This window comes from Rhizobium sp. FG96 (assembly GCF_057808655.1).
The window spans coordinates 48081-74507 of sequence record NZ_JBMDIL010000021.1 but is presented as its reverse complement, the minus strand read 5'-3'; the positions used below and the strand labels follow the sequence as shown (position 1 = coordinate 74507).

Below are 26427 nucleotides of genomic sequence, written 5' to 3'. Positions count from 1 at the left end.
CGGCAGTCAGCGGTGATTAACGAGGAGCCAAGATGTCGCGAGAGCCTGTCTACAAACGTGTTCTACTCAAGGCTTCCGGCGAAGCCCTCATGGGCAGCCAGGGCTTCGGTATCGACGTAGCGGTGGCGGACCGCATCGCGTCTGATATCGCTGAAGCCCGCCAGATGGGCGTCGAAGTCGGCGTCGTCGTCGGCGGCGGCAACATTTTCCGCGGCGTTGCGGTCGCCTCCAAGGGCGGCGATCGGGTGACCGGCGACCACATGGGGATGCTCGCAACCGTCATCAACGCGCTGGCGCTCGCAACCTCGCTGCGCAAGCTGAATATCGATACGGTCGTCCTGTCGGCCATCGCCATGCCGGAGATCTGTGAGAGCTTCTCCCAGCGCGCGACGCTCTACCACCTGTCGCTTGGCCGCGTGGTGATCTTCGCCGGCGGTACCGGCAATCCCTTCTTCACGACCGACTCCGCTGCTGCGCTGCGCGCCGCCGAAATGGGCGCCGAGGCGATCTTCAAGGGCACTCAGGTCGACGGCATCTATTCGGCCGATCCGAAGAAGGTTCCGGACGCGACGCGCTTCGACCGGCTGACGCACAAGGAAGTGCTCGACAAGGGCCTCGCCGTCATGGACGTCGCAGCCGTTGCGCTTGCCCGCGAAAACTCCATTCCGATCATCGTCTTCTCGATCCACGAGAAGGGTGGTTTTGCTGAAATCTTGACGGGCGGTGGCCTCAAGACCATCGTATCCGACAACTGACGATAGACTGCGCCGCGTGAGACGGCGCGATTGCGACTGAGACGGGAGCATTGCTATGAGTGAAGGCATCGACATCAAGGAAATCAAGCGCCGCATGGATGGCGCGGTTTCCGCATTCAAGAGCGATATCGCATCGCTGCGCACCGGCCGTGCCTCGGCCAACATCCTGGATCCGGTGACGGTCGAAGCCTACGGTTCGCGCGTGCCGCTCAACCAGGTCGCCAACATCACCGTGCCGGAGCCTCGCATGCTGTCGGTCTCGGTCTGGGACAAGTCGATGGTTTCCGCCACCGAGCGCGCCATCCGCGAGTCGAGCCTCGGCTTGAACCCGATCGTCGATGGCCAGAATCTGCGCATTCCGCTGCCGGAGCTCAACGAAGAGCGCCGCAAGTCGCTGGTCAAGGTTGCCCACGATTACGCCGAAAAGAGCAAGGTGGCGATTCGCCATGTTCGCCGTGACGGCATGGACGGCCTTAAGAAAGCCGAAAAGGACGGTGTCATTGGCCAGGATGAAAGCCGCGCCCAGTCCGATCGTGTGCAGAAGATGACGGATGAGACGATTTCCGAAATCGATCGCTTGCTTGCGGATAAGGAAAAGGAAATCATGCAGGTCTAAGGCTTTCGCCTGCGCCCCAAGAAACCGGACGGGAAATGTCGAAACCAGCATTCGCAAGCATGCCAGAACACGTTGCCATCATCATGGATGGCAACGGCCGTTGGGCCAAGCAGCGTGGCCTGCCGCGCGCCATGGGCCACCGCAAGGGTGTCGAAGCCGTACGCGAGACCGTGCGCGCTGCCGGCGACGCTGGCGTCAAGTATCTGACGCTGTTCGCATTCTCTTCGGAGAACTGGCGCCGGCCCGAAGCCGAAGTGTCGGATCTGATGGGCCTGCTCAAGGCCTTCATCCGCCGCGATCTTGCCGAACTGCATTCCGAAAATGTCCGCATCCGGATCATCGGTGATCGCTACACGCTGCGCAGCGACATTCTCGATCTGCTGCTGGAAGCTGAAGAGACGACGCGCAACAACACTGCGCTGACGCTCGTCATCGCCTTCAACTATGGCTCGCGCGACGAGATCGCCCGGGCCATGGTGAGCCTGGCCAAGGACGTCGAGGCCGGCGTGCTGCGGGCGCAGGACGTGACACCGGCGCTGATCAATGCCCGGCTGGATACGGCTGGCATTCCCGACCCCGACCTCATCATCCGCACCAGCGGCGAGGAGCGGCTGTCGAACTTCCTGCTCTGGCAGGCCGCCTATTCCGAATTCATCTTCGTGCCGGAATACTGGCCGGACTTCGGGCGCGAACTCTTCTATTCCGCCCTCGAAAAATTCGCCGCCCGCGACCGCCGTTTTGGTGGCTTGTCGTCGCAGGCCGCAGCAGTGGGTACTTGATGCAGCAGGAACTGAAGCTCCGTATCATCTCAGGAATCGTTCTGGCCGCGATCGTTCTCGCGGCGACCTGGTACGGAGGTCTGGCGTTCCGCGCGCTGTCGTCGCTGATCGGGCTGCTGATCTATTATGAATGGTCGGCGATCACAGGCCTGCAGCGCGAGCAGCCGGCGGCCAATGTCGTCGGTTGGGCCGGGCAGGGCGCCATCGCCCTTGCAATCCTGCTGGAGCGTTTCGACTGGGCGCTCGGGGCTCTCCTGGCACTCTTTCTGGTCGCGATCGGTTTCGTCGTCCTGCGCGGCGTCAGCCGCTGGTTTCCGGCAGGCGTCGTCTATGCCGGGCTGACAGGGATCGCGCTCGCCGAAATCCGCGGCGCCGACCTTTCCGGCCTGCATGCCATGCTCTTCGTCTTCGCCGTTGTCTGGGCGACCGATATTCTCGCCTATTTCGTCGGCCGCGCCATCGGCGGCCCGAAGCTGGCGCCGAAGATCTCTCCCGGAAAGACACAATCGGGCGCCATGGGCGGTGCCGTCTCGGCGGTGATTGCAGGTAGCCTGATCGCCTACATCTTCGTGCCGGGCGCCGATTGGGTCGTCGCCGCGGCGGTCGCCTTCATCCTGTCGGTCTGCAGCCAGGCGGGCGATCTCTTCGAATCCTTCATCAAGCGCCGTTTCGGCGTCAAGGATTCGAGCCATCTGATTCCCGGACATGGCGGGGTCATGGACCGCGTCGACGGTCTGATTTTTGCCTGCTTTGCGGCTTTCTTGCTTGCGACAGGTTTTTCCTTGATAAAGGGCGGAGCAGCAGCGCCGCTCGGTGCGGCACTGTTCGGACTTTGAAAGCGGCGAAAGGCGGCGGAAGAAACTTATGGAAGGCTTGACCGGTATATTCGGCTTCCTGACGGGATATATTATCCCCTTTGTATTGGTGCTCTCACTGCTCGTTTTCGTGCATGAGATGGGCCACTATCTCGTTGGCCGCTGGAGCGGCATCCGCATCCTGGCTTTTTCCGTCGGCTTCGGCCCCGAAATCATCGGCTTCAGCGACCGCCACGGCACGCGCTGGAAGATTTCCGCCATCCCGCTCGGCGGCTATGTGCGATTCTTCGGCGACGAGGATGCATCGAGCAAGCCGGATACCAGTGTTCTCGACGCAATGTCCGACGAGGATCGGGCGCGCTCGTTTGCCGGCGCCAAGCTCTGGAAGCGGGCAGCGACGGTAGCGGCCGGTCCGATTGCCAATTTCATTCTGGCAATCGCCATCTTCACGGTGCTCTTCTCGATCTACGGCCGCTCTGTCGCTGATCCTGTCGTTGCCGAGGTGAAGCCCGAGAGCGCTGCGGCGGAAGCCGGCATTCTTCCGGGCGACCTGCTGATCGCGATCGATGGCGGCAAGGTCGAGACCTTCGACGATGTCCGCCGCTATGTCAGCATTCGTCCCGAGCAGAAGATCGTCGTCAGCATCGAACGCAACGGCGAGAAGATGGATCTGCCGATGGTGCCGAAGCGCACCGACATGACCGACCAGTTCGGCAACAAGATCGAGATCGGCCTGATCGGCATCGTCACCAACCAGGAAGTCGGCCATTTCCGGATCCAGACCTACACGCCGGTCCAGGCGCTCCAGGAAGGCACGGTCCAGACCTGGCATATCGTGACCGGCACCTTCAAATATATCGGCAATCTCTTTGCCGGATACATGAAGCCCGACCAGCTCGGCGGACCGATCCGCGTTGCGCAGGCATCCGGCCAGATGGCGACGCTTGGTGTTGCCGCGGTGCTGCAACTGGCAGCGGTATTGTCGGTCTCTATTGGATTGCTTAACCTCATGCCCGTCCCGGTACTTGATGGCGGGCATCTGATGTTCTATGCGATTGAAGCCGTGAGGGGAAAACCTTTGGGGTCATCGGCTCAGGAAATTGCATTTCGCATTGGTCTGGCTATGGTGCTCTCGCTAATGGTTTTTGCTACTTGGAATGACATAAGCGCGCTCATTGGATAAGGGCGTCTGGCGAGGGAAAATTACCGTTTATTTACGATGTTTCAAAGCTGTAGTGGCGAATGGGTCACGCTTCGAAATGAAGTAAACAGAAATTAACTTGCTACCTTGCTTGTATGTCAAAAGCGGGTAAAACGACACACGTGGCCGGAATCGGGGTTATCCCGGCGACGGGGACGAGAAAAAAAGGTAATGGGTGAAATGAAGGCTGGTTCAAGATTTTTGAACGCAGTATCGGCGGTTGCGCTGTCTGCAAGTGTTGTGGCTTCGGGCGCAGGTGTCATTACAATCGTCTCTGCGAGTGCGGCTGAAGCCGCAGTCATTCAGCGCATCGATGTACGCGGGGCAAGCCGCGTCGGTGCGGAGGCTGTGCGTTCCAACCTCACCATTCAGCCGGGCAAGAGCTTCTCGAACACCGATATCGATGACTCGGTGAAGCAGCTCTACGGCACCGGTTACTTCTCCGACGTGAAGATCTCCGTCTCCGGCGGCACGCTCGTCGTGCAGGTCCAGGAAGCGCAGCTGGTCAACCAGGTCGTCTTCAACGGCAACCGCAAGGTCAAGGACGACAAGCTGGCGTCCGTCGTTGGTACGCACGCCTCTGGCCCGTACAACGATGCGCAGATCCAGGCCGACATCGCCGCCATCAAGGAAGCCTACGCCGCCACCGGCCGTAGCGAAGTCAACGTCACGACGCAGGTCGTTCCGCTCGGCGAAGGCCGCGTGAATCTTGCCTTCGTGATCGACGAAGGTGATCGCACCAAGATCGCCGCCATCAATTTCGTGGGCAACAATGCCTACAGCGCCGGCCGCCTCTCGGCTGTTATCGCAACCAAGCGCTCGAACTTCCTGTCGTTCCTTACGCGCAAGGACGTTTACAACGAAGACAAGCTGCGTGCCGACGAAGAAGCGCTGCGCCAGTTCTACTTCAACCGCGGCTATGCCGACTTCAAGGTCGTCTCGTCCGACGCCCAGTTCGACGAAACCACGAACAAGTACACGCTGACCTTCAATGTCGAAGAAGGCCCGCGCTACAACTTCGGCGCGGTCACCGTTCAGTCGACCGTCGATGGCGTCAGCGGCGAGCAGCTGCAGGGCCTCGTCAAGACGCATGAAGGTGAAGTCTACAGCGCTAAGAGCGTTCAGCAGTCCATGGAAGCGATCTCCGATCAGGTTGCTTCGGCAGGCTATCCGTTCGCCCGTGTAACGCCGCGCGGCAACCGCGACCTCGGCAACAACACGATCGGCGTCGAATATCTCGTCGACCAGGGAGAGCGCGCTTACATCGAGCGCATCGAAATCCGCGGCAACAGCCGTACGCGTGACTACGTCATCCGCCGCGAATTCGACGTCTCTGAAGGCGACGCATTCAATCAGCAGATGATCACCAAGGCGAAGCGCCGCCTCGAAGCTCTCGGCTTCTTCTCGTCGGTCAACATCAGCACGCAGCCGGGCAGCGCTCCGGACCGCGTCGTCGTTGTCGTCGATGTCCAGGATCAGTCGACCGGTTCGTTCGGTATCGGCGCGGGTTACGCTGCCGGTGGCGACGGCCTCATCCTCGAAGCTTCGATCGAAGAAAAGAACTTCCTCGGCCGCGGCCAGTACATCAAGGTTTCGGCCGGTGGTGGTCTCGAAGGTTCGCAGAGCTACGGCCTGAGCTTCACCGAGCCCTACTTCCTCGGCTATCGCCTCGCGACCGGTTTCGACCTGAATCACAGCGAGACCGACAGCAACGATAATTACGATTACACGGAAGACAGCGTCGTGCTTCGCGCGACCGCGCCGATCACCGAAGATCTGGCTTCGACTTTCCGTTATAACTTCAAGCGCATGGATTACGACGCGAACAACAGTGAGCTGAATGATCTGTCGACGCCTTACAAGGATCTTGTGCTTAACGGTCCCTGGATCAAGTCGTCTGTCTCGCAGACCTTCACCTACAACACGCTCGACGACATGACGTTGCCGCGTGAAGGTATCTACGCCACGCTGACCAACGAAATCGCAGGCCTCGGCGGTGACTCGCAGTTCTACAAGGTCTACGGTAAGGCCCGCTACTATCACCTGCTCGCTGACGACGCCGACATCATCGGCTCGCTCTCTGCCGGTGCTGGTTATGTCGTCGGTCTCGGCAAGGATCTGAACATCTTCGACCAGTTCACGCTGGGTAACAGCGATATTCGTGGCTTCGAAAACAAGGGTATCGGCCCGCGCGTCGGCAACGGTCCGGATGATCCGCTCGGCGGCACGACCTACTTCACGGTTTCGGCTGAAGCATCCTTCCCGATGCCTGGCTTCCCGCGTGACTTCGGTCTGCGTGGTGCCGTCTTCGCCGATGCAGGCACGCTGTTCGGCAACGACGTGAAGGTCACCAGCCCTGAAACAGTCAATGGTGAAGATGCTGCGCTCCGTGCGTCGGTCGGTCTTGGCTTGATCTGGCAGTCTCCGTTCGGCGCTCTCCGTGTCGACTACGCGATGCCGGTACTCAAGAAGGACTACGACAAGACGCAGTACTTCAAGTTTGGCATCAACAACCAATTCTGATATCGGCAGTCCGGAACCATACTGGAATTCCGTTCTGGAGCATTGCCGATGGAGCAAAATTCGTTCTTCAAGCCTCGGGATGGGGTGACGCTCTCTGAGCTCGCCCAATATCTCGGGGCAGAACTTCCCGATGCATCAAAGGCAGATGTGATCATTCGCTCTGTGGCTCCGGTTAACCGGGCCCAGGCGGGTGACCTTTGCTATGTGATCTCGCGGAAGAGCAAAGCCGAGCTTGAGACCTGCGAGGCATCCGCCGTGCTGTGCGATCCCGCACTGCTGTCGGCGATCCCGCCGCATATTCCGGCTCTCGTATCGAAAAACCCGCATGCGGCTTTTGCCATGGCGGGCGGCTACCTTCACCCGTCGGCCCTGCAGCCGCTTCCGGCAATGTCGGACGATGCGACTGTTGGTACCGGCGCCGTCATCGATCCGACTGCCAAGCTGGAAGCCGGCGTCGTCGTTGAGCCTCTGGCGATCATCGGTGCCAATGTTGAGATCGGCGCTGGCACGCGCATCGGCGCAGGCGCGATCATCGGACAGGGCGTCAAGATCGGCCGGAACTGCTCGATCGCAAGCGGCGCCAGCGTTCTCTGTGCCTTCCTCGGCAATCACGTGATCATCCATAATGGTGCCCGTATCGGCCAGGATGGCTTCGGCTATGCGCCGGGACCGCGCGGCATGATCAAGATCGTTCAGATCGGCCGCGTCATCATCCAAGACAATGTCGAGATCGGCGCCAACGCGACGATCGATCGCGGCACCATGGACGATACGGTGATTGGCGAAGGCACCAAGATCGATAACCAGGTGCAGATCGGCCATAACGTCAAGATCGGCCGCCATTGCGCCATCGTCTCGCAGGTCGGCATTGCCGGCAGTACGGTGATCGGCGACGGCGTGCAGATCGGTGGTCAGGCGGGCCTCAACGGCCATATCACCATTGGCAGCGGCGTGCAGATCGCCGCCAAGAGTGGCGTCGTGCAGAGCATCCCTGCAGGCGAGCGCTATGGCGGAATCCCGGCGCGTCCGATCAAGGATTTCCTGCGCGAGTCCGCGGAAATAATGATACGCTCCGGTGCGCGGGCGAGTAAAACGGGAGACAAGGAATGACTGAAGAAGCAAAGGCTTCTCTTTCGTCGGCTGACATCATCGAGATCATGAAGCTCCTGCCGCATCGCTATCCATTCCTGATGGTCGACAAGATCATCGAGATCGATGGCGACGATTCTGCGATCGGTATCAAGAACGTCACCGCCAACGAGCCGCAGTTCACCGGCCATTTCCCGGAATCGCCGATCATGCCTGGCGTGCTCCTGATCGAGGGCATGGCCCAGACGGCTGGCGCGATCTGTGCCCGCAAGGATGGCTCGAACGGCAATCTCGTCTACTTCATGACGATCGACAATGCCCGTTTCCGCAAGCCGGTTATCCCGGGCGACCGCGTTGAATTCCACGTCAAGAAGCTGAAGCAGCGTGGCAATATCTGGAAGTTCCATTGCGACGCCAAGGTTGATGGCAACCTTGCGGCGGAAGCCGATATCGGCGCGATGATCCTGCGTAAGGACCAGGCATGAGCACGGTTGCTGCCAGCGCACGTATTCACCCGATGGCCGTCGTTGAAGACGGCGCAGTCGTCGGCGAGAACGTGACGATCGGCCCCTTCGCCTATGTCGGGCCGAAGGTGACGCTTCATGATGACGTGCATCTGCATCCGCATTCGATCGTGACCGGCCGCACCGAGCTCGGCAAGGGCTCGAAAGTCTTCCCGATGGCCGTGATCGGCGGCGATCCGCAGAGCGTCCATCACGCCGGCGAGGAGACGACCTTGACCATCGGCGAAAACTGCACGATGCGCGAAGGCGTGACGATCAACACCGGCACGTCGGATTTCGGCGGCAAGACGATCGTCGGCAACAACAATCTCTTCCTCGCCAATTCGCATGTGGCGCATGATTGCCGCGTCGGCAACAACGTCATCATGTCGAACAATGTCATGCTCGCCGGCCACGTCACGATCGAGGATCGCGTCATTCTCGGCGGCGGCTGTGCCGTCCATCAGTTCACCCGCGTCGGCCGACAGGCTTTCGTCGGTGGTCTCTCCGCAGTGAGCTACGACGTCATTCCCTACGGCATGCTGAACGGCAATCCGGGCCTTCTCGGTGGCCTCAACGTCGTGGGTATGACGCGTGCAGGCATCGACCGCGCCGTCATCCACATCGTTCGTCGTGCCTACAAGGCGATCTTCGAAGGTACCAATTCGGTGCGCGACAATGCTGCTGCAATCCGCGCCGAATATGCCGATTGCCCGCAGGTGGTCGAGATCCTCGATTTCATCGCGGCTGAAAGCGACCGGGCGCTGTCTTCGCCGACGCGGGGACAGAAAGGCTGAGCGTGTCTCTGGCTGGTGACGCTGTAAAAGGCCGTCTGGCGATCATCGCCGGCAACGGCCTTTTGCCGGCTTATGTCGCCGAGGCCGCACGCGCCGCCGGTGATGAACCTTTCATCATTTCCCTGAAGGGCGAGCTCGACCGCTCCTGGCAGGACTACGACCACGCCGTCATCGGCGTCGCCGATTTCGCAGCGCTCGAAGGCATTTTCAGCAAGAATGACATCCGCCGCGTCGTCATGTCCGGTGGCGTTCGCCGCCGCCCGGAATGGCGTGAGATACGACCCAGCTGGAAGACGATCGGCAAGGTGCCCTCGGTCATACGGACTCTGCTCTCTGGCGGCGATGACACGGTGCTGCAAATGGTCATCAAGCTTATCGAAACTGATGGCCGCCGCGTCATCGGCGCCCAGGAGATCGCACCTGATCTGCTGGCCTCCGTGGGGCCGGCCGGTGTGGTCGCACCAGGCAAGGATGACATCACCGATATCCTGAAGGCAGCGGAAGCGGCCAATGCGCTTGGCTTGCTCGATGTCGGGCAGGGCGCGGTTTCGGTCGGCGGCCGCGTTGTTGCACTCGAAGGCCCCGAAGGTACCGACGGCATGCTGGAGCGTGTCACCTCGTTGCGCACAGCAGGTCGCATTTCCGCCCGCCGCAAGGGCGTGCTTGTCAAGCTCTGCAAGCCGCAACAGGACCTGCGCGCTGATCTGCCCTCGATCGGGCCGTCGACTGTTGAAAATGCCAGGAAGGCCGGTTTGGCGGGCATTGCCGTCGAGGCGGGCAGGGCGCTGGTGCTGGAGCGCGAAGCGCTGATCGCTGCTGCCAATGCCTCCGGCCTTTTTGTCGTCGGCCTGGATCGCGGCCTGCCGTCCTGGGGGCTCGCATGAGCCGCAGCCTGAAGATCGGCATCATTGCCGGCGAAGTGTCCGGCGATCTGCTGGGCGGCGATCTGATCGCTGCCCTGAAGCGCATCCATGACGGCCCCGTCGAGCTCGTTGGCGTCGGCGGAGAGGCGCTCGAAGCGCAGGGCCTCAAATCGCTGTTCGACTATTCCGAACTGTCGATCATGGGCATCAGTCAGGTGCTCGCCAAGCTTCCGACGCTCTACAGGCTGATCCGCCAGACGACGGCGGCGCTGATTGCGGCCAAGCCCGACATCCTGATCATCATAGACAGCCCCGATTTCACTCACCGCGTTGCCAAGCGCGTGCGCACGGCGCTGCCTGACCTGCCGGTCGTCAATTACGTCTGTCCGAGCGTCTGGGCCTGGAAGGAATACCGTGCTCAGCGCATGCTCGGCTACGTCGATCATGTGCTCGCCGTTCTGCCCTTCGAGCCTGAAGTCATGCAGCGCCTTGGCGGCCCGGCGACCACCTATGTCGGACACAGGCTGACTGCGGACGCAAATCTGCTGGCTGCGCGAAGCAGCCGCGCTGCCCGAGCCATCTCGCCGGAGCAAGGCAAGACGATCATGCTGCTGCCGGGCTCGCGCTCGACCGAGATATCGAAACTGATGCCCTTTTTCGAGGACGCGGCAAATGATCTCCTGACGCGCAATGGCGACATCCGCTTCGTCATGCCCACGGTGAGCCGCCGCGAGGCGCTGGTGCGCGAGTTGGTATCGCAGTGGAAAGTGCAGCCCGAAATCCTGATCGGCAGCGATGCCAAGTGGCGGGCCTTCGGCGAGGCCGATGCGGCGCTTGCTGCCTCCGGAACGGTGATCCTCGAGCTGGCGCTCGCCGGCGTGCCGACGGTCTCGACCTACAAGACCGACTGGATCATCTCGCTGATGACCTCGCGCATCAAGACCTGGACGGCGGCGATCCCGAACCTGATTGCCGATTACGCCGTGGTGCCCGAATATTTCAACGACAGCGTCCGTGGCGGAGCGCTTGCCCGCTGGATGGAGCGGCTGTCCGGCGACACCGCGCAGCGGCGCACCATGTTGGAAGGCTACGATCTCGTCTGGCAGCGAATGCAGACGGAAAAGCCGCCCGGAGAGAAGGCGGCGGAAATCGTTCTCGACATTCTGGACAAGAAAAAACCCGGTCATCGCTGACCGGGTTTTTTGTTTTCGGATTGTCCGGGCGCTTAGCGCTTGGAAACCGGAACGTAATCGCGCTGTGCTTCACCGATATAGAGCTGGCGCGGGCGGCCGATGCGCTGCTGCGGATCCTCGATCATTTCGTTCCACTGAGCGATCCAGCCGACGGTGCGGGCGAGAGCGAAGAGAACGGTGAACATGGTCGTGGGGAAGCCGAGAGCCTTCAGCGTGATACCCGAGTAGAAGTCGATGTTCGGGTAGAGCTTCTTCTCGATGAAATACTCGTCGGTGAGCGCGATGCGCTCAAGTTCCATCGCCACTTCGAGAAGCGGATCGTCCTTGATGCCGAGTTCGCCGAGAACTTCATGCGTCGTCTTCTGCATGATCTTGGCGCGCGGATCGTAGTTCTTGTAGACGCGGTGGCCAAAGCCCATCAGGCGGAACGGATCGTTCTTGTCCTTGGCGCGTGCGACATATTCGGGGATACGATCGACGGAGCCGATCTCCGACAGCATGTTGAGCGCTGCTTCGTTGGCGCCGCCGTGAGCAGGGCCCCAGAGGCAGGCAATGCCGGCCGCGATGCAGGCGAACGGATTTGCACCCGAAGAGCCGGCGAGACGAACGGTCGAGGTCGAAGCGTTCTGCTCGTGGTCCGCATGCAGGATGAAGATGCGGTCCATGGCGCGGGAGAGAACCGGGTTGACCGTGTATTCTTCGCAGGGAACGGCAAAGCACATGCGCAGGAAGTTCGACGCGTAATCGAGGTCGTTCTTCGGGTAAACGAAGGGCTGGCCGATGTGATACTTGTAGGCCATGGCGGCCAGCGTCGGCATCTTGGCGATCATGCGCAGCGAAGCGACCATGCGCTGGTGCGGATCGGTGATGTCGGTCGAGTCGTGGTAGAAGGCCGACAGGGCGCCGACACAGCCGCACATGACGGCCATCGGATGCGCATCACGGCGGAAGCCGGTGAAGAAGCGGCTCATCTGTTCGTGCACCATTGTGTGGTGCGTCACGCGATGGTCGAAGTCCTTCTTCTGAGCTGCCGTCGGCAGTTCGCCGTAAAGCAGCAGATAGCAGACTTCCAGGAAGTCGCCGTGCTCGGCCAGCTGCTCGATCGGATAGCCGCGGTGCAAGAGAACGCCCTCATCGCCATCGATGTAGGTGATCTTCGATTCACAGGATGCGGTCGAGGTGAAACCAGGATCGTACGTGAAGGAGCCGGTGTTTTTGTAGAGTGCGCCGATATCGATGACATCTGGCCCAATCGTTCCGCTCTTTACGGAAAGATTGGCGGACTTGTCGCCGATTTTGATTGTTGCGCTTTGATCCGTCATTCTGATCCTCCAAATTGGCGGCGGCGCCATAAAAGCGCCATAGGGTTAAGCGTCCGCTCAGATTGCTATATGATAGCGCGCCTAATGCCAAGTTACCGTGACGCCATTTTGTGCATCGCAGTATCAACTTTTAGGCACTCCTGCGATGCTGTAAACGCATAGCGGAAGCCGATGATTTATTTAGGCTTTTTGCACTCACGATTTTTTGCGTTTTTTCAATCGATTATTGTTGCTGAAACGCGCGCAGGGTTGCATCTTGGTTGTATTTTAATGGGTCGCAAGGCTCTTTACATGCCGGGGTTGAAAAGCAGCGAGATCAGCCTGGAACTTTCGGAGGATGCGGCCAAATTGCCGCATCTTGAGCCAGCGCGCGCCTATTCTGGCCTCTCGCCCGTGCCGATGCGGCACGTACCGGCCACGCTCAGCGCTTATCGACTCCGATCATCCATCAGGCGCGCGATAGGCGCCATCCCGAAATGCGCCAACGAAGAGCTCGCCTACGGTGGACGCATGCTCTTCGCGCCGGTTGCGCTCGGCTTTGGTGCCGTGGCGTGGTTTGCGGCCGGCACCAGCGTCTCGCCGATCATGCCACTTTTCTCCATGGTGGTACTGTTCACTCTGCTGATCTTCACCGATCGGGCGCGGGAGGGGATGCGCGTCGTGATCGCCGCATTGACGTTGGTCGCGGCAGGCGTCGCGACTGCGCAATTCGAAACCCGGAGAGCCGAGACCGTCCTTCTTGATTCCGCCGTGACGACGACGCTCACCGGGCGGGTCGAGCGCCGGGAAAGCGACGGCCGCGGCGGCTGGCGTTATCTGCTGTCATTGCGCGCAACCGAAAACCCGGTGGTGAAACGGCCGCCCGCCCGGGTGACTGTCATCGCCCGCGGCGCCAAGTCCGAATTCGAGACGGGAACCTGGGTGAAGGGCAGGGCGCGGCTGACGCCACCCTCCGGCCCGGCGCTCCCCGGTCTCAACGACTTCTCGTTCTCATCCTATTTCGATCGTGTCGGCGCCAATGGCTTTTTCTATGGGGCGCCAACGGCGGTGACGCCGGGGGCGGCAGACGAGCATTCGCTGACCGATAGCGTCTTCGAGTGGCTCTACCGGCTGAGAAGCGGCATCGGCGATCGCATCAGGGGCATTTTGCCCGGCGATACCGGCGCGTTCGCAGCCGCGCTCGTCACCGACGAGCGGCGGGCGATTTCGGCAGAAACTACGGAGGCACTCCGGCAATCAGGCCTCGCGCATATCATCGCCATATCGGGCCTCAACATGGCGCTGTCTGCCGGCATCTTCTTCGTTGGGTTCCGCACGCTGCTCAGCCTGTTTCCGTCTGTCGCCCAGGCCTATCCGGTCAAGAAGATCGCGGCCGCTGGAGCGCTTGCGGCCGTCACCGCCTATTTCCTGATTTCCGGCTTCGCAGTTTCCGCCGAGCGCGCCTTCATCATGATGGCGATCATGCTGACGGCGGTGTTCTTCGACCGGCCGTCGATCAGTTTGCGCAATGTGGCGCTCTCGGCACTGATCATCATCGCCATCTCGCCCTCAGAAATCATGGGGCCGAGCTTTCAGATGTCCTTTGCCGCGACGCTGGCGCTGGTCGCCGGCTATGCGCTCTGGAAGGAGCGGCCGGCGCGCGACAAGCCATTTGCGAAATTGCGCCTCGTCAGGTTCATGTCAGCCGCAGCCGGCTTTTTCGGTGGCATCCTGCTCACCTCCGTCATCGGCGGCTTCTCGACGGCACTGTTTTCGATCGAGCATTTTCACCGGCTGACGGCCTATGGCTTGCCTGCCAATCTCGCAGCCATGCCCGTCATCTCCTTCGTCATCATGCCGGCCGGGCTGTTTGCAATGCTCTTGATGCCGTTTGGGCTGGATGCCTGGGCCTGGCAGGTGGTCGGCTTCGGTCTCGATCTAGTGATCGCGATCGCCAAGACCGTCTCGTCCTGGGGCGGTGATATCGGCGTCGGCCGATTGCCTGCCTGGTATTTCCCGGCCGCGGTCGCGGGCTTCCTGTTATTGACCCTGCTGCGCACCCGGCTGAGGCATATAGGCACGGCAATCATGGTCCTATCGACGCTGACTGTTGTCACGCTTCCGGAAAAGCCGCCACCGAAGATCGTCATTGCTGAGGACGGCAGCATGGCGGGGATCGTCGGTTCCAGTGCAATCGCTACCAATCGCGAGCGCCCGCCGGGTTTCATCTTCGACCAGTGGAAACGGGCGCTAGTGCTGGACAGCCATCGCGAGCCGATCTTCATCACATCAGCATCGGTCCCCACCGCGCCGCCAGGCGAAAGGCTAAAGCTGACACCAGCGCAAGAGCAGGAAGCGCAGAGCGCCATTGCGGTGAACGCCAGGGAAGAGCGGTTTTCCTGCGCAAAGAAAGCCTGGTGCACGGCAAAGCTTGGAAACGGCTCGGTGCTGACGGTCATCGACAATGCCGCTTACCTCGGCCCCGCCTGCGATGCATCCGATATCGTTGTCACACCCGTGCGCCTGCGGCTTGAAAGCTGCCGCTCTGGCGCGCTGCTCTTCACCGGCGCTACTTTAAGAAAGACAGGCTCTGTCGAACTGCGCTTTGATGGAGGCGCTGCAGCGGTCACCGGATCCTTCGAGGATCTCGACCGCCCCTGGACCCGCCACCGCGCCTATGATTGGCGCAGCGGCACTTTTAACGGTGATGAGATCACCGTTAGTGATAGCGGCGGATAAGGCCGACAAGCTTGCCCTGAACCTTGACGCGATCAGGTCCAAAGATGCGGGTCTCGTAGGCCGGGTTGGCTGCTTCGAGCGCGATCGATGCGCCCTTGCGGCGGAAGCGCTTCAGCGTTGCTTCTTCATCGTCGACAAGGGCGACGACGATATCGCCGGCATTGGCGGTATTGGTATTGCGGATGATGACGGTGTCGCCGTCGAAGATGCCGGCCTCGATCATCGAGTCGCCCTTGACTTCAAGCGCATAGTGCTCACCGTTTCCGAGCATATCGGCGGGAACGGTGATGTCGTGGGTATTCTGCTGGATCGCGGAAATCGGCACACCGGCGGCGATGCGGCCCATGACGGGAACCGAGATCGAGCTGCTATTGTCTTCGTTCGCCGGCTTCGGCGGCGCAACGGGTTGCGGCTTGCCGAGGCTGCCTTCGATGACGCTCGGCGAGAAACCGCGGCGCGGCTGGATGCTGGGGCTGTAGGCCTCCGGCAGCTTGATGACTTCGAGTGCGCGGGCGCGGTTCGGTAGGCGGCGAATGAAGCCGCGCTCCTCGAGCGCCGTGATCAGGCGATGGATCCCGGACTTGGAGGCGAGGTCGAGCGCATCCTTCATTTCATCGAAGGACGGCGGTACGCCGGACTCCTTCATCCGCTCGTGAATGAAGAGGAGAAGCTCCTGTTGTTTGCGCGTCAGCATCGAAGTCTTTCCCCAGATTCGTGAAACAAAGCCAGAACGGACACTATATGTTCCATATGTGTTCCGCAAGTGCCTAAATATTGGTAAAACTTCCCATCATTTTTCGTCATTTTTGAAAGTTTCTTTGCCGGATTGGTTATCCGCGCTTGCGCTTTGCCCGGCGCGGCGTGCAAATCTCTGCCGGCTTCATCGGAGGGAACCGCCATGACGCATCCGCTCGATCATCTGGTACTGCCCGTCACCCATATCGATTTCGCCCGCGAGCGACTCGGCCGTCTAGGTTTCACCGTCGCCGCCAATGGCCGTCATCCGTTCGGAACGGAGAATGCCTGCGTCTTTCTCTCCGACAAGACCTATCTCGAGCCGCTCGGCATCGCGAGCCAGGGCGAGTGCGACGTGGCTGCCGCGAAAGGCAACAGCTTCATCGCCCGCGATCAGGCCTTCCGCTTCCGCTGCGGCGATGATGGCTTTTCGGCAGTCGTCTTCGGCACTGACGATGCCGATGCGGACAAGGCCGCCTATGATGGCGCGCAGCTGAGCGGCGGTGACATGGTGGAGTTCTCGCGCCCTATCGTCATGCCCGATGGAACGCAGGCGACCGGCGCCTTCAAGCTCGCCTTTGCCGCTGATCTCAGGGCGCCCGATGTCTTCTTTTTCGCCTGCCAGCGGATCAACGCCTTTCCGGCCGATCGCAAGGCGCTGGAGACTCATGCCAACGGCGTTCTCGGCATCGTCGAGATTGCAATGAGCGCAGACGAACCCGATGCCTTCGCGTCGCTGCTGCAGACGGCAAGCGGCGGCGTGGCGCCCAGTGAGGCCGCCTTCGGCCTTTCCTTCGCCCTCAGCAATGTCCGGATCGCTATCTATTCCGAAGAAGGGATGGAGGCCTATTTCGATGTCGAGCCGCTCGGCACCGATAACGGCCTGCGGGCGCGGGCAATCGTCTTTGCGGTCGCTGATCTGGCCGTGACAGCGGCGCATTTGGCTGCTAACGGGATCACCTACGTGAATACGAACAATCGTCTATTGGTGAAGCCGGCGCCGGGACAAGGCGCGATCTTCGCCTTCGAGGAGACCCAATGAGCAACACCAATGCAGAAGTCGCCGTCGGCGAAGGCGCTGGCCGCGTTACCTTTTCCAATGACGGCAAGCTGTCGATCATCGCTGGCCCCTGTCAGATGGAAAGCCGCGAACATGCCTTCATGATCGCCGGTGTTCTGAGCGAACTCTGCAAGAAGCTCGGCATCGGCCTCGTCTACAAGTCTTCCTTCGACAAGGCGAACCGCACTTCGCTTTCGGCGCAGCGCGGCATCGGCCTCGAAAAGTCGCTCGAAGTCTTCTCTGACCTGAAGAAAGAATTCGGCTTCCCGGTTCTGACCGATATCCATACCGAGGAGCAGTGTGCAGAGGTCGCAACCGTCGTCGACATCCTGCAAATCCCGGCCTTCCTCTCCCGCCAGACCGACCTTCTCGTTGCTGCGGCCAAGACCGGCCGCGCCGTCAACGTCAAGAAGGGGCAGTTCCTGGCGCCCTGGGACATGAAGAATGTTCTCGCCAAGCTGAACGAGACGGGCAACCCGAACATCCTGCTCTGCGAGCGCGGCGCTTCCTTCGGCTACAACACGCTGGTCTCCGACATGCGCTCGCTGCCGATCATGGCGGCCATGGGCGCGCCTGTGATCTTCGATGCCACGCATTCCGTGCAGCAGCCGGGCGGGCAGGGCGGATCTACCGGCGGCCAGCGCGAATTCGTCGAGACCTTGGCGCGTGCGGCCGTCGCCGTCGGCGTTGCCGGCGTCTTCGTCGAGACGCATCAAGATCCTGACAATGCGCCGTCGGATGGCCCTAACATGGTCTATCTGAAGGATATGCCGCGGCTTCTCGAAAAGCTTCTGGCCTTCGATGCGATCGCAAAGTCGGCCTGACATTCAAAAGGCTGACATGATCTTGTAATAGGCCACGCAGGTGGCCTGAAACGAAGGCATGTTAGGCGGCTCAAAAACGGCTGTGAAAACGCCATTGCAATCTGCGTGCCTTCGACTAAGACGATTTCAAACGATTTATCCACCCACCGAGCAGGAAGAAACCCATGACTGCAATTACCGATATCATCGCCCGCGAGATCCTCGATAGCCGTGGCAACCCCACCGTCGAAGTCGACGTCTATCTCGAAGATGGCAGCATGGGCCGTGCGGCTGTTCCGTCGGGCGCTTCGACCGGCGCGCATGAAGCCGTCGAAGTTCGCGATGGCGGAAAGCGCTATCTCGGCAAGGGTGTCGAAAAGGCTGTCGAAGCCGCCAACACGGAAATCTTTGACGCCATCGGCGGCATCGATGCCGAAAACCAGATCCAGATCGACAACATCATGATCGAGCTGGATGGCACGCCGAACAAGTCGCGTCTCGGTGCCAACGCCATCCTCGGCGTTTCGCTTGCTGTCGCCAAGGCTGCTGCCCAGGCCGCCGGCCTGCCGCTCTACCGCTATGTCGGTGGCGCTTCCGCTCACCTCCTGCCGGTTCCGATGATGAATATCATCAACGGCGGCGCGCATGCCGACAACCCGATCGACTTCCAGGAATTCATGATCCTGCCGGTTGGCGCCGACTCGATCCGCGAAGCCGTCCGCATGGGCTCGGAAGTCTTCCACGTCCTCAAGAAGGAACTGTCGGCTCAGGGCCACAACACCAACGTTGGTGACGAAGGCGGTTTCGCACCGGGCCTGAAGAGCGCCCCTGAAGCCCTCGACTTCATCATGAAGTCGATCGAAAAGGCTGGCTACAAGCCGGGCGAAGACATCTATCTCGGCCTCGATTGCGCTGCGACCGAATTCTTCAAGGACGGCAAGTACGTTCTCGAAGGCGAGGGACGCACGCTGGAATCGGGCGCCATGGCCGAATATCTCGCACAGCTCGCTGCCCAGTACCCGATCATCTCGATCGAAGACGGCATGGCTGAAGACGATTGGGACGGCTGGAAGGCCCTGACCGATCTGGCCGGCAAGAAGGTTCAGCTGGTCGGCGACGACCTGTTCGTCACCAACTCGGCCCGCCTGCGCGACGGCATCAAGATGGGCGTTGCAAACTCGATCCTCGTCAAGGTCAACCAGATCGGCTCGCTGACCGAGACGCTCGACGCCGTCAACACCGCGCACAAGGCAGCCTACACCGCTGTCATGTCGCACCGTTCGGGCGAAACCGAAGATTCCACGATCGCCGATCTCGCAGTTGCCACCAACTGCGGTCAGATCAAGACCGGCTCGCTGTCGCGCTCGGATCGTCTGGCAAAGTACAACCAGCTGATCCGCATCGAAGAGGGCCTCGGCCCGCAGGCCCGCTATGCCGGCCGCTCAATCATCCGCGGCTGATAGCCCTTAAAGCTCAATGCCTTGAAACCCGCGCTTCACCGGCGCGGGTTTTTTCTTGCCCGCAAGAATTCATAGTCAACGGACGGTTAATCTCTGAGCGTTACTCTCTTCGCATAGGTAATGCGTTTTAGAGCATGTGTGCGTATGTGGACAAAGCATCATAAGAAAAAGAAGATCGGCCGGTTCGTGGTTCCGGCCATGACGGTCGCCTTTCTCTCCTATTTCGGCTATCATTGCATCCATGGCGATTACGGCCTGCGTGCCACCGAAGTCTTCGAGCAGCGGCGCATTGCCCGCGAGAAGGAATTGGCGACGCTGAAGGCCAAGCGCGAGCATATCGAGCAGCAGGTCGCGCTGCTGAGTGATGGCTCTCTCGATAAGGATATGCTGGACGAAAAAGCCCGTTACCAGCTGAATATGTCTCGCGCCGACGAGGTCGTCATATTCAATTCATATTCCAATTAACCGAATACTGGTTAATCGATAATTCAATAGAATTATCAGTGGCTTAATCCTGAATACGTGCCATGCATTTATGGCATTGCTGTGGCCATCTTTCTTCCCTATGGTACGCGCCACTCGAAGAACGACAAACCCATAGGGAGGGTTGTATGGCGCCTCGCAAGAACGCGACCGTTTCCAGCCGTAAAACCAGCACGAAATCCGCAGCCAAGGCCTCCAATGGTGGTCCGGTTGCCGATTTTACGCGCGATGAGGAGCTCAAGGCCTATCGCGAGATGCTTCTGATCCGCCGCTTCGAAGAGAAGGCCGGTCAGCTTTACGGCATGGGCTTCATCGGTGGTTTCTGTCACCTTTATATCGGCCAGGAAGCTGTCGTTGTCGGCATGCAGATGGCGCAGAAAGAAGGCGACCAGGTCATCACGGCTTACCGTGACCACGGCCACATGCTGGCAACCGGCATGAGCGCCCGCGGCGTCATGGCGGAACTGACCGGACGCAAGGGCGGCTATTCCCACGGGAAGGGCGGCTCCATGCACATGTTCTCCAAGGAAAAGCACTTCTACGGCGGCCACGGCATCGTCGGCGCCCAGGTGTCGCTCGGCACGGGCCTGGCTTTCGCCAACCGCTACCGCGGCAACGACTCGGTCAGCGTCGCCTATTTCGGTGATGGCGCTGCCAACCAGGGCCAGGTCTACGAAAGCTTCAACATGGCGGCGCTCTGGAAGCTGCCGATCATCTACATCGTCGAAAACAACCGTTACGCCATGGGCACCTCGACCGCCCGTGCAACGGCGCAGTCGAACTACTCGCTGCGCGGTTCGGGCTTCGGCATTCCGGGCGTCCAGGTGGACGGTATGGATGTGCGCGCCGTCAAGGCTGCCGCAGACGAAGCGCTCGAGCACTGCCGCTCCGGCAAGGGCCCGATCATCCTGGAAATGCTGACCTATCGCTATCGCGGCCACTCGATGTCCGACCCGGCGAAGTATCGCACCAAGGAAGAAGTGCAGAAAATGCGCTCCGAGCAGGATCCGATCGAGCAGGTCAAGGCTCGCCTCGTCGAAAAGGGCTGGGCTTCCGAAGACGATCTGAAGACGATCGACAAGGATGTCCGCGACATCGTCGCCGACAGCGCCGATTTTGCCCAGAACGATCCGGAGCCGGATGCATCCGAGCTCTACACCGACATTCTGCTCTAATCGGGGAGGGAACCAATGCCTATCGATATCCTCATGCCCGCCCTCTCTCCGACGATGGAAGAAGGCACGCTGTCCAAGTGGCTCAAGAATGAAGGCGACAAGGTCACTTCGGGTGACGTGATTGCCGAAATCGAAACCGACAAGGCGACGATGGAAGTCGAAGCCGTCGATGAAGGCGTGATCGGCAAGCTGCTGGTCCCGGCCGGCACCGAAAACGTCAAGGTCAACGCCAAGATCGCGATTCTGCTGCAGGACGGCGAATCGGCTGCCGATATTTCGTCGGCTGCCCCTGCTGCTGAGCCGGCTCCGGCCGCTGCTGCTCCGGCGCCTGCCGCAACCGAACAGAAGTCGTCTGCCGCTCCGGTCCCGGCCGAGCCCAAGGCATCCGTGCCCAACGACCCGGAAATTCCGGCCGGCACCGAAATGGTCTCCATGACCGTTCGCGAAGCACTGCGCGACGCAATGGCCGAAGAAATGCGCGCTGACGACAACGTCTTCGTCATGGGCGAAGAAGTTGCCGAATATCAGGGCGCCTACAAGGTCACCCAGGGTCTCCTGCAGGAGTTCGGCGCACGCCGCGTCATCGACACCCCGATCACCGAACACGGCTTTGCCGGCGTCGGCGTCGGCGCTGCCATGGCCGGCCTGAAGCCGATCGTCGAGTTCATGACCTTCAACTTCGCCATGCAGGCGATCGACCAGATCATTAACTCCGCTGCTAAGACGCTTTACATGTCGGGCGGCCAGATGGGCGCTCCGATCGTCTTCCGCGGCCCCAACGGCGCAGCTGCCCGCGTCGGCGCACAGCACAGCCAGGATTATGCATCCTGGTACAGCCAGATCCCTGGCCTCAAGGTCGTCATGCCCTACACGGCAGCTGACGCCAAGGGCCTGCTCAAGGCTGCGATCCGCGATCCGAACCCGGTCGTCTTCCTCGAAAACGAAATTCTCTACGGTCAGCACTTCGACGTGCCGAAGCTCGACAATTTCGTTCTGCCGATCGGCAAGGCGCGCATCCACCGCCAGGGCAAGGACGTCACCATCGTCTCCTTCGGCATCGGCATGACCTATGCGGTCAAGGCTGTTGCCGAGCTCGAGAAGATCGGCATCGACGCCGAACTGATCGACCTGCGCACGCTGCGCCCGATGGACCTCCCGACGGTCATCGAATCCGTCAAGAAGACCGGCCGCCTCGTCACCGTCGAGGAAGGCTACCCGCAGAACTCGGTCGGCACCGAAATCGCCACCCGCGTCATGCAGCAGGCCTTCGATTACCTCGATGCACCGGTTCTGACGATCGCCGGCAAGGACGTTCCGATGCCCTACGCCGCAAACCTCGAAAAGCTGGCGCTGCCGAATGTCGACGAAGTCGTCCAGGCAGTGAAAACCGTCTGCTACAAGTAAGGGGAGGCTGTTCCGATGCCTATCAACATCACGATGCCTGCCCTGTCTCCGACCATGGAAGAGGGCAACCTGGCCAAGTGGCTCGTCAAGGAAGGCGACACGGTCAAGTCGGGTGACGTCATCGCCGAGATCGAGACCGACAAGGCGACGATGGAAGTCGAAGCCGTCGATGAAGGCACTGTTGCCAAGATCGTCGTTCCCGCCGGTACCGAAGGCGTCAAGGTCAACGCGCTGATCGCGGTTCTAGCTGCCGAAGGCGAAGACGTAAAGGCTGCCGCAAGCGGTGCAGGTTCTGCACCGAAGGCCGAAGCCGCACCGGCGCCGAAGGCGGAAGCAGCACCTGCTGCCGCCCAGCCGGCTCCGGCCGCTGCTGCTCCGGCTCCGGCCGCAGCACCTGCTGCCGCAGCCTCGTCCGGTAACCGCACCTTCTCGTCGCCGCTCGCCCGCCGCCTTGCCAAGGAAGCCGGTATCGACCTTTCGGCGGTTTCCGGCTCTGGTCCGCACGGCCGCGTCGTCAAGAGCGACATCGAAGCTGCCGTCGCCGGCGGTGGTGCCAAGGCTCCGGCCGCAGCAGCCCCGCAAGCCGCCGCACCGGCTCCCGCCGCAGCCCCGAAGGGCGCTTCCGACGAAGCCGTCCTCAAGCTGTTCGAAGCCGGTTCCTATGAACTCGTGCCACATGACGGCATGCGCAAGGTCATTGCCAAGCGTCTGGTCGAATCCAAGCAGACCGTTCCGCACTTCTACGTCACCGTCGATTGCGAACTCGATGCGCTTCTGGCGCTCCGTGCCCAGCTCAACGATGCCGCACCGAAGTCCAAGGACGGCGTTCCGGCCTACAAGCTGTCGGTCAACGACATGGTCATCAAGGCGATGGCGCTTGCTCTTCGCGACGTTCCGGATGCAAACGTTTCCTGGACCGAAAATGCGATGGTCAAGCACAAGAACGCCGATGTCGGCGTTGCTGTCTCCATCCCGGGTGGCTTGATCACCCCGATCGTCCGCAAGGCGGAGCTGAAGACGCTCTCGGCAATCTCCAACGAGATGAAGGACCTCGGCAAGCGCGCCAAGGACCGCAAGCTGAAGCCTGAGGAATACCAGGGCGGTACCACGTCGGTGTCGAACATGGGCATGATGGGCGTCAAGCAGTTTGCCGCCGTCATCAACCCGCCGCATGCAACGATCCTCGCGGTCGGCGCAGGCGAGCAGCGTGTCATCGTCAAGAAGGGCGAAATGGCGATTGCCACCGTCATGAGCGTCACGCTCTCGACCGACCACCGTTGCGTAGACGGCGCTCTCGGAGCCGAGGTGCTGCAGGCGTTCAAGGGCTACATCGAAAACCCGATGGGCATGCTGGTCTGATCAAAGGGCGGAGGCGGAAATGACGAAGACCGTTCTTTGCTATGGCGACTCGCTGACCTGGGGCTACAGCGCCGAGACGATCGGCCGCCACGCCTATGAAGATCGCTGGCCGAGCGCGCTACAAGCCGCTCTCGGCAGCGATGTCCGCGTCATCGCCGAAGGTCTGAACGGCCGGACCACCGCCTTCGACGACCATCTTGCCGATTGCGACCGCAACGGCGCACGCATTCTGCCGACCATTCTGCAGACGCATGCGCCGCTCGATCTCATCATCATCCTGCTCGGCACCAACGACATGAAGCCTGTCGTGGCGGGTTCGGCTTTTGCCGCCTGCCAGGGCATCGCCCGGCTGGTGCGGCTGATCCGCAATCACGCCTGGCCCTTCGAGTTCGACGGTCCGGATATCCTGATCGTGGCGCCTCCGGTCCTTTGCGAGACGGCTAACGTACCGTTCGCCGCGTCGTTTACTGGCGGCATCGAAGAGTCTGCGAAGCTTGCGACGCTCTACCGCGATCTCGCCGACGAACTCGGCTGCGGCTTCTTCGACGGCAATTCCGTCGCCAAGACGACGCCGCTCGACGGCATCCATCTCGATGCCGAAAATACCCGCGCTCTCGGGCGCGGCATGGAATCGATCGTCCGGATGATGCTGGGGCTGTGACCATGGGCGGCGCTTTCGCAGCGCTTAGAGCGGCGGAACGGAAGGATGCGGCCGAGCTCGCGATCCTCGTCGATATCGGCTCGCATGGCTTTGCCTCCTGGCTGTGGTTTTCGGAGGTTGCCAACGGCAAGACCGATACGCCTCTGGAGCATGGCCGGCTGAAGATGAGCCGGGACGGCGAATGGGGCAGCTGGCAGAACGCAGTCGTTGCCGAAGCTTACGGCGAGGTCGCCGGCGCTGCAATCGGATACGAGTTGGGCGAGGGGATCCACGCCCTCAAGACGGACCGTCCCGCACTGGCGCCCGTCATCGCCATGCAGAAGACGGTCGCCGGTGGCTGGTTCATCGGCACGCTGGCAGTCTACCGCCATCTGCGCGGTATCGGCATTGGAATGAAGCTGCTCGGTGACCAGATCGACAGGGCAAACGGATTGCCGGTCAGCCTGATCACCGCAAGCGACAATGACGCAGCGCTCGCGCTGTACAAGAAGAATGGATTTTCGGAAGCGGCGCGCGCTGACGCCGTACCGCTTTTCGAAGGCAGCAAGAAACACGAGTGGGTGCTTTTGACCCGCCTCGCCGGATAAAAAGGCAGGAAACATGGCTGAGAATTACGACGTCATCATCATCGGTTCTGGACCTGGCGGCTATGTCGCGGCAGTGCGTGCTGGCCAGCTCGGCCTGAAGGTCGCGATCGTCGAGCGCGAGCACCTGGGCGGCATCTGCCTCAACTGGGGCTGCATCCCGACCAAGGCGCTGCTGCGCTCCGCCGAAATTCTCGATCATTCGAACCACCTGAAGGATTACGGCCTCGTTCTTGAGGGTTCGGTCAAGGCCGACACCAAAGCCGTCGTCGCCCGCTCGCGCGCCGTCTCCGGCCGCCTGAATGCCGGCGTCGGCTTTCTGATGAAGAAGAACAAGGTCGATGTCATCTGGGGCGAGGCGAAGATCACCAAGCCGGGCGAGATCACCGTTTCCAAGTCGTCGAAGCCTGTCGTCGAGCCGCAGCATCCGCTGCCGAAGAACATCAAGAGCGAAGCCGGCACCTACACGGCCAAGCACATCATCATTGCCACCGGCGCCCGTCCGCGCGCTCTGCCGGGCATCGAGCCGGATGGCAAGCTGATCTGGACCTATTTCGAAGCGCTGAAGCCGGATGTCCTGCCGAAGTCGCTGATCGTCATGGGCTCGGGTGCCATCGGCATCGAATTCGCGAGCTTCTACCGCTCGATGGGCGTCGACGTCACCGTCGTCGAAGTCATGCCGACGATCATGCCGGTCGAGGACGCGGAGATCACCGCGATCGCCCGCAAGCAGCTCGAAAAGCGTGGGCTGAAGATATTCACCAGCGCCAAGATCACCAAGGTCGAAAAGGGCGCAGACAGCGTCACCGCGACCGTCGAGACTGCCGATGGCAAGTCGCAGCAGATCACCGCTGACCGGATGATCTCGGCCGTCGGCGTTCAGGGCAATATCGAAAATCTCGGCCTGGAGGCGCTCGGCGTGAAGACCGACCGCGGCTGCGTCGTCATCGACGGCTACGGCAAGACGAACGTCCCCGGCATTTACGCCATCGGCGACGTCGCCGGCCCGCCGATGCTCGCCCACAAGGCCGAGCATGAAGGCGTCGTCTGCATCGAGAAGATCGCCGGCCTGCCGAACGTCCATCCGACCGACAAGAGCAAGGTTCCGGGCTGCACCTATTGTAATCCACAGGTCGCATCGGTCGGCCTCACCGAAGCCAAGGCCAAGGAAGCCGGCCGCGATATCCGCGTCGGCCGTTTCTCCTTCGTTGCCAACGGCAAGGCGATCGCGCTCGGCGAAGACCAGGGCATGGTGAAGGTCATCTTCGACAAGAAGACCGGCGAACTGCTCGGCGCCCACATGGTCGGCGCCGAAGTCACCGAGCTCATCCAGGGCTTCGTCGTCGCCATGAACCTGGAAACGACCGAAGAAGAACTGATGCACACGATCTTCCCGCATCCGACCGTTTCGGAATCGATGAAGGAAGCCGTGCTCGACGCCTACGGCCGCGTGCTGAACGCTTGATAATTTCCGTTTCCGCCCTCTCTATCAGGATGGTGTGAACTGTCCTGACGGGGCGGAAAAACGA

24 protein-coding genes are annotated in these 26427 nt (G+C 61.1%); 22 read left to right on the top strand and 2 right to left on the bottom strand.

What is annotated here, in order from left to right; genetic code table 11:
• The first annotated feature begins 32 nt into the window (after window positions 1-32).
• The 11 genes from pyrH (at window position 33) to lpxB (ending at window position 11134) form a co-directional block, all read left to right on the top strand.
• Window positions 33-755: a UMP kinase gene (gene pyrH, locus ACODR6_RS30445; RefSeq protein ID WP_112711727.1), complete on the top strand. Its 723-nt coding sequence runs from the start codon at window positions 33-35 to the stop codon at window positions 753-755.
• Between the two features lie 55 nt (window positions 756-810).
• A complete protein-coding gene (frr, locus tag ACODR6_RS30440; protein ID WP_112711729.1) occupies window positions 811-1371 on the top strand; it encodes a ribosome recycling factor in 561 nt (186 codons plus the stop codon).
• A gap of 35 nt (window positions 1372-1406) precedes the next feature.
• Window positions 1407-2150, top strand: coding sequence for an isoprenyl transferase (locus tag ACODR6_RS30435; protein WP_112711731.1), 744 nt, complete (start codon window positions 1407-1409; stop codon window positions 2148-2150).
• Window positions 2150-2986, top strand: a complete 837-nt coding sequence (locus tag ACODR6_RS30430) for a phosphatidate cytidylyltransferase (RefSeq protein ID WP_489026232.1) — start codon at window positions 2150-2152, stop codon at window positions 2984-2986. Before ACODR6_RS30435 ends, ACODR6_RS30430 begins: the two co-directional genes overlap by 1 nt.
• Before the next feature lie 28 nt (window positions 2987-3014).
• Window positions 3015-4148, top strand: coding sequence for an RIP metalloprotease RseP (gene rseP / locus ACODR6_RS30425; protein ID WP_112711735.1), 1134 nt, complete (start codon window positions 3015-3017; stop codon window positions 4146-4148).
• A 198-nt stretch (window positions 4149-4346) separates the two neighbouring features.
• Window positions 4347-6689 carry an outer membrane protein assembly factor BamA gene (gene bamA, locus ACODR6_RS30420; RefSeq protein WP_489026253.1) on the top strand — a complete coding sequence of 781 codons (2343 nt, stop codon included), beginning with the start codon at window positions 4347-4349 and terminating at the stop codon, window positions 6687-6689.
• 48 nt (window positions 6690-6737) lie between these two features.
• The gene (lpxD, locus tag ACODR6_RS30415) at window positions 6738-7799 is read left to right on the top strand and encodes a UDP-3-O-(3-hydroxymyristoyl)glucosamine N-acyltransferase (protein WP_489026231.1); all 1062 of its coding nucleotides are present in this window, start codon (window positions 6738-6740) and stop codon (window positions 7797-7799) included.
• Window positions 7796-8263: a 3-hydroxyacyl-ACP dehydratase FabZ gene (gene fabZ, locus ACODR6_RS30410; RefSeq protein WP_112711739.1), complete on the top strand. Its 468-nt coding sequence runs from the start codon at window positions 7796-7798 to the stop codon at window positions 8261-8263. Before lpxD ends, fabZ begins: the two co-directional genes overlap by 4 nt.
• A complete protein-coding gene (lpxA, locus tag ACODR6_RS30405; RefSeq protein ID WP_489026229.1) occupies window positions 8260-9078 on the top strand; it encodes an acyl-ACP--UDP-N-acetylglucosamine O-acyltransferase in 819 nt (272 codons plus the stop codon). Before fabZ ends, lpxA begins: the two co-directional genes overlap by 4 nt.
• Window positions 9079-9080: 2 nt before the next feature.
• Window positions 9081-9962 (top strand): LpxI family protein, encoded by an 882-nt coding sequence (locus ACODR6_RS30400; protein WP_489026227.1) that lies wholly within the window; start codon window positions 9081-9083, stop codon window positions 9960-9962.
• Complete coding sequence (gene lpxB / locus ACODR6_RS30395; protein WP_489026225.1) at window positions 9959-11134, top strand: lipid-A-disaccharide synthase; 1176 nt, start codon at window positions 9959-9961, stop codon at window positions 11132-11134. The genes ACODR6_RS30400 and lpxB overlap by 4 nt, the downstream gene beginning before the upstream one ends.
• 32 nt (window positions 11135-11166) lie before the next feature.
• Here the strand turns inward: lpxB and gltA are convergent, their stop codons facing one another.
• Window positions 11167-12456 carry a citrate synthase gene (gltA, locus tag ACODR6_RS30390; RefSeq protein WP_112711747.1) on the bottom strand — a complete coding sequence of 430 codons (1290 nt, stop codon included), beginning with the start codon at window positions 12454-12456 and terminating at the stop codon, window positions 11167-11169.
• Between the two features lie 291 nt (window positions 12457-12747).
• On the opposite strand from gltA, the gene ACODR6_RS30385 reads away from it, so the two are divergent.
• Window positions 12748-15174 (top strand): ComEC/Rec2 family competence protein, encoded by a 2427-nt coding sequence (locus ACODR6_RS30385; RefSeq protein WP_489026223.1) that lies wholly within the window; start codon window positions 12748-12750, stop codon window positions 15172-15174.
• On the opposite strand, the gene lexA is transcribed toward ACODR6_RS30385, so the two are convergent.
• Window positions 15155-15868 carry a transcriptional repressor LexA gene (gene lexA / locus ACODR6_RS30380; protein ID WP_112711751.1) on the bottom strand — a complete coding sequence of 238 codons (714 nt, stop codon included), beginning with the start codon at window positions 15866-15868 and terminating at the stop codon, window positions 15155-15157. The two genes, ACODR6_RS30385 and lexA, sit on opposite strands and share 20 nt — an antisense overlap.
• 204 nt (window positions 15869-16072) lie before the next feature.
• Between lexA and ACODR6_RS30375 the strand changes: the two genes are divergently transcribed.
• The 10 genes from ACODR6_RS30375 (at window position 16073) to lpdA (ending at window position 26363) form a co-directional block, all read left to right on the top strand.
• Window positions 16073-16951, top strand: a complete 879-nt coding sequence (locus ACODR6_RS30375) for a VOC family protein (protein WP_489026221.1) — start codon at window positions 16073-16075, stop codon at window positions 16949-16951.
• On the top strand, window positions 16948-17793 hold the full coding sequence (kdsA, locus tag ACODR6_RS30370) for a 3-deoxy-8-phosphooctulonate synthase (RefSeq protein ID WP_489026219.1): 846 nt from the start codon (window positions 16948-16950) through the stop codon (window positions 17791-17793). Before ACODR6_RS30375 ends, kdsA begins: the two co-directional genes overlap by 4 nt.
• 164 nt (window positions 17794-17957) lie before the next feature.
• Window positions 17958-19232, top strand: a complete 1275-nt coding sequence (eno, locus tag ACODR6_RS30365) for a phosphopyruvate hydratase (protein ID WP_112711757.1) — start codon at window positions 17958-17960, stop codon at window positions 19230-19232.
• 144 nt (window positions 19233-19376) lie between these two features.
• Window positions 19377-19697, top strand: a complete 321-nt coding sequence (locus tag ACODR6_RS30360) for an FtsB family cell division protein (RefSeq protein ID WP_112518610.1) — start codon at window positions 19377-19379, stop codon at window positions 19695-19697.
• A 146-nt stretch (window positions 19698-19843) separates the two neighbouring features.
• Window positions 19844-20890 carry a pyruvate dehydrogenase (acetyl-transferring) E1 component subunit alpha gene (gene pdhA / locus ACODR6_RS30355; RefSeq protein ID WP_112711759.1) on the top strand — a complete coding sequence of 349 codons (1047 nt, stop codon included), beginning with the start codon at window positions 19844-19846 and terminating at the stop codon, window positions 20888-20890.
• A 15-nt stretch (window positions 20891-20905) separates the two neighbouring features.
• A complete protein-coding gene (locus ACODR6_RS30350) occupies window positions 20906-22294 on the top strand; it encodes a pyruvate dehydrogenase complex E1 component subunit beta (protein WP_489026216.1) in 1389 nt (462 codons plus the stop codon).
• 15 nt (window positions 22295-22309) lie between these two features.
• Entirely contained in the window at window positions 22310-23653 is a 1344-nt protein-coding gene (locus ACODR6_RS30345) for a pyruvate dehydrogenase complex dihydrolipoamide acetyltransferase (protein WP_130278382.1), read from the top strand.
• A gap of 19 nt (window positions 23654-23672) precedes the next feature.
• Window positions 23673-24314, top strand: coding sequence for an SGNH/GDSL hydrolase family protein (locus ACODR6_RS30340; protein WP_199629324.1), 642 nt, complete (start codon window positions 23673-23675; stop codon window positions 24312-24314).
• Between the two features lie 2 nt (window positions 24315-24316).
• The gene (locus ACODR6_RS30335) at window positions 24317-24901 is read left to right on the top strand and encodes a GNAT family N-acetyltransferase (protein WP_489026213.1); all 585 of its coding nucleotides are present in this window, start codon (window positions 24317-24319) and stop codon (window positions 24899-24901) included.
• Between the two features lie 13 nt (window positions 24902-24914).
• Window positions 24915-26363 carry a dihydrolipoyl dehydrogenase gene (gene lpdA, locus ACODR6_RS30330; protein WP_413709450.1) on the top strand — a complete coding sequence of 483 codons (1449 nt, stop codon included), beginning with the start codon at window positions 24915-24917 and terminating at the stop codon, window positions 26361-26363.
• Window positions 26364-26427 lie beyond the last annotated feature (64 nt).

What these genes read in the sequence shown, in the direction of transcription:
- pyrH (WP_112711727.1), top strand. Translation starts at nt 33, where the DNA reads ATGTCGCGAGAGCCTGTCTACAAACGTGTTCTACTCAAGGCTTCCGGC.
- frr (WP_112711729.1), top strand. Translation starts at nt 811, where the DNA reads ATGAGTGAAGGCATCGACATCAAGGAAATCAAGCGCCGCATGGATGGC.
- ACODR6_RS30435 (WP_112711731.1), top strand. Translation starts at nt 1,407, where the DNA reads ATGTCGAAACCAGCATTCGCAAGCATGCCAGAACACGTTGCCATCATC.
- ACODR6_RS30430 (WP_489026232.1), top strand. Translation starts at nt 2,150, where the DNA reads ATGCAGCAGGAACTGAAGCTCCGTATCATCTCAGGAATCGTTCTGGCC.
- rseP (WP_112711735.1), top strand. Translation starts at nt 3,015, where the DNA reads ATGGAAGGCTTGACCGGTATATTCGGCTTCCTGACGGGATATATTATC.
- bamA (WP_489026253.1), top strand. Translation starts at nt 4,347, where the DNA reads ATGAAGGCTGGTTCAAGATTTTTGAACGCAGTATCGGCGGTTGCGCTG.
- lpxD (WP_489026231.1), top strand. Translation starts at nt 6,738, where the DNA reads ATGGAGCAAAATTCGTTCTTCAAGCCTCGGGATGGGGTGACGCTCTCT.
- fabZ (WP_112711739.1), top strand. Translation starts at nt 7,796, where the DNA reads ATGACTGAAGAAGCAAAGGCTTCTCTTTCGTCGGCTGACATCATCGAG.
- lpxA (WP_489026229.1), top strand. Translation starts at nt 8,260, where the DNA reads ATGAGCACGGTTGCTGCCAGCGCACGTATTCACCCGATGGCCGTCGTT.
- lpxB (WP_489026225.1), top strand. Translation starts at nt 9,959, where the DNA reads ATGAGCCGCAGCCTGAAGATCGGCATCATTGCCGGCGAAGTGTCCGGC.
- gltA (WP_112711747.1), bottom strand. Translation starts at nt 12,456, where the DNA reads ATGACGGATCAAAGCGCAACAATCAAAATCGGCGACAAGTCCGCCAAT.
- ACODR6_RS30385 (WP_489026223.1), top strand. Translation starts at nt 12,748, where the DNA reads ATGCCGGGGTTGAAAAGCAGCGAGATCAGCCTGGAACTTTCGGAGGAT.
- lexA (WP_112711751.1), bottom strand. Translation starts at nt 15,868, where the DNA reads ATGCTGACGCGCAAACAACAGGAGCTTCTCCTCTTCATTCACGAGCGG.
- ACODR6_RS30375 (WP_489026221.1), top strand. Translation starts at nt 16,073, where the DNA reads ATGACGCATCCGCTCGATCATCTGGTACTGCCCGTCACCCATATCGAT.
- kdsA (WP_489026219.1), top strand. Translation starts at nt 16,948, where the DNA reads ATGAGCAACACCAATGCAGAAGTCGCCGTCGGCGAAGGCGCTGGCCGC.
- eno (WP_112711757.1), top strand. Translation starts at nt 17,958, where the DNA reads ATGACTGCAATTACCGATATCATCGCCCGCGAGATCCTCGATAGCCGT.
- ACODR6_RS30360 (WP_112518610.1), top strand. Translation starts at nt 19,377, where the DNA reads ATGTGGACAAAGCATCATAAGAAAAAGAAGATCGGCCGGTTCGTGGTT.
- pdhA (WP_112711759.1), top strand. Translation starts at nt 19,844, where the DNA reads ATGGCGCCTCGCAAGAACGCGACCGTTTCCAGCCGTAAAACCAGCACG.
- ACODR6_RS30350 (WP_489026216.1), top strand. Translation starts at nt 20,906, where the DNA reads ATGCCTATCGATATCCTCATGCCCGCCCTCTCTCCGACGATGGAAGAA.
- ACODR6_RS30345 (WP_130278382.1), top strand. Translation starts at nt 22,310, where the DNA reads ATGCCTATCAACATCACGATGCCTGCCCTGTCTCCGACCATGGAAGAG.
- ACODR6_RS30340 (WP_199629324.1), top strand. Translation starts at nt 23,673, where the DNA reads ATGACGAAGACCGTTCTTTGCTATGGCGACTCGCTGACCTGGGGCTAC.
- ACODR6_RS30335 (WP_489026213.1), top strand. Translation starts at nt 24,317, where the DNA reads ATGGGCGGCGCTTTCGCAGCGCTTAGAGCGGCGGAACGGAAGGATGCG.
- lpdA (WP_413709450.1), top strand. Translation starts at nt 24,915, where the DNA reads ATGGCTGAGAATTACGACGTCATCATCATCGGTTCTGGACCTGGCGGC.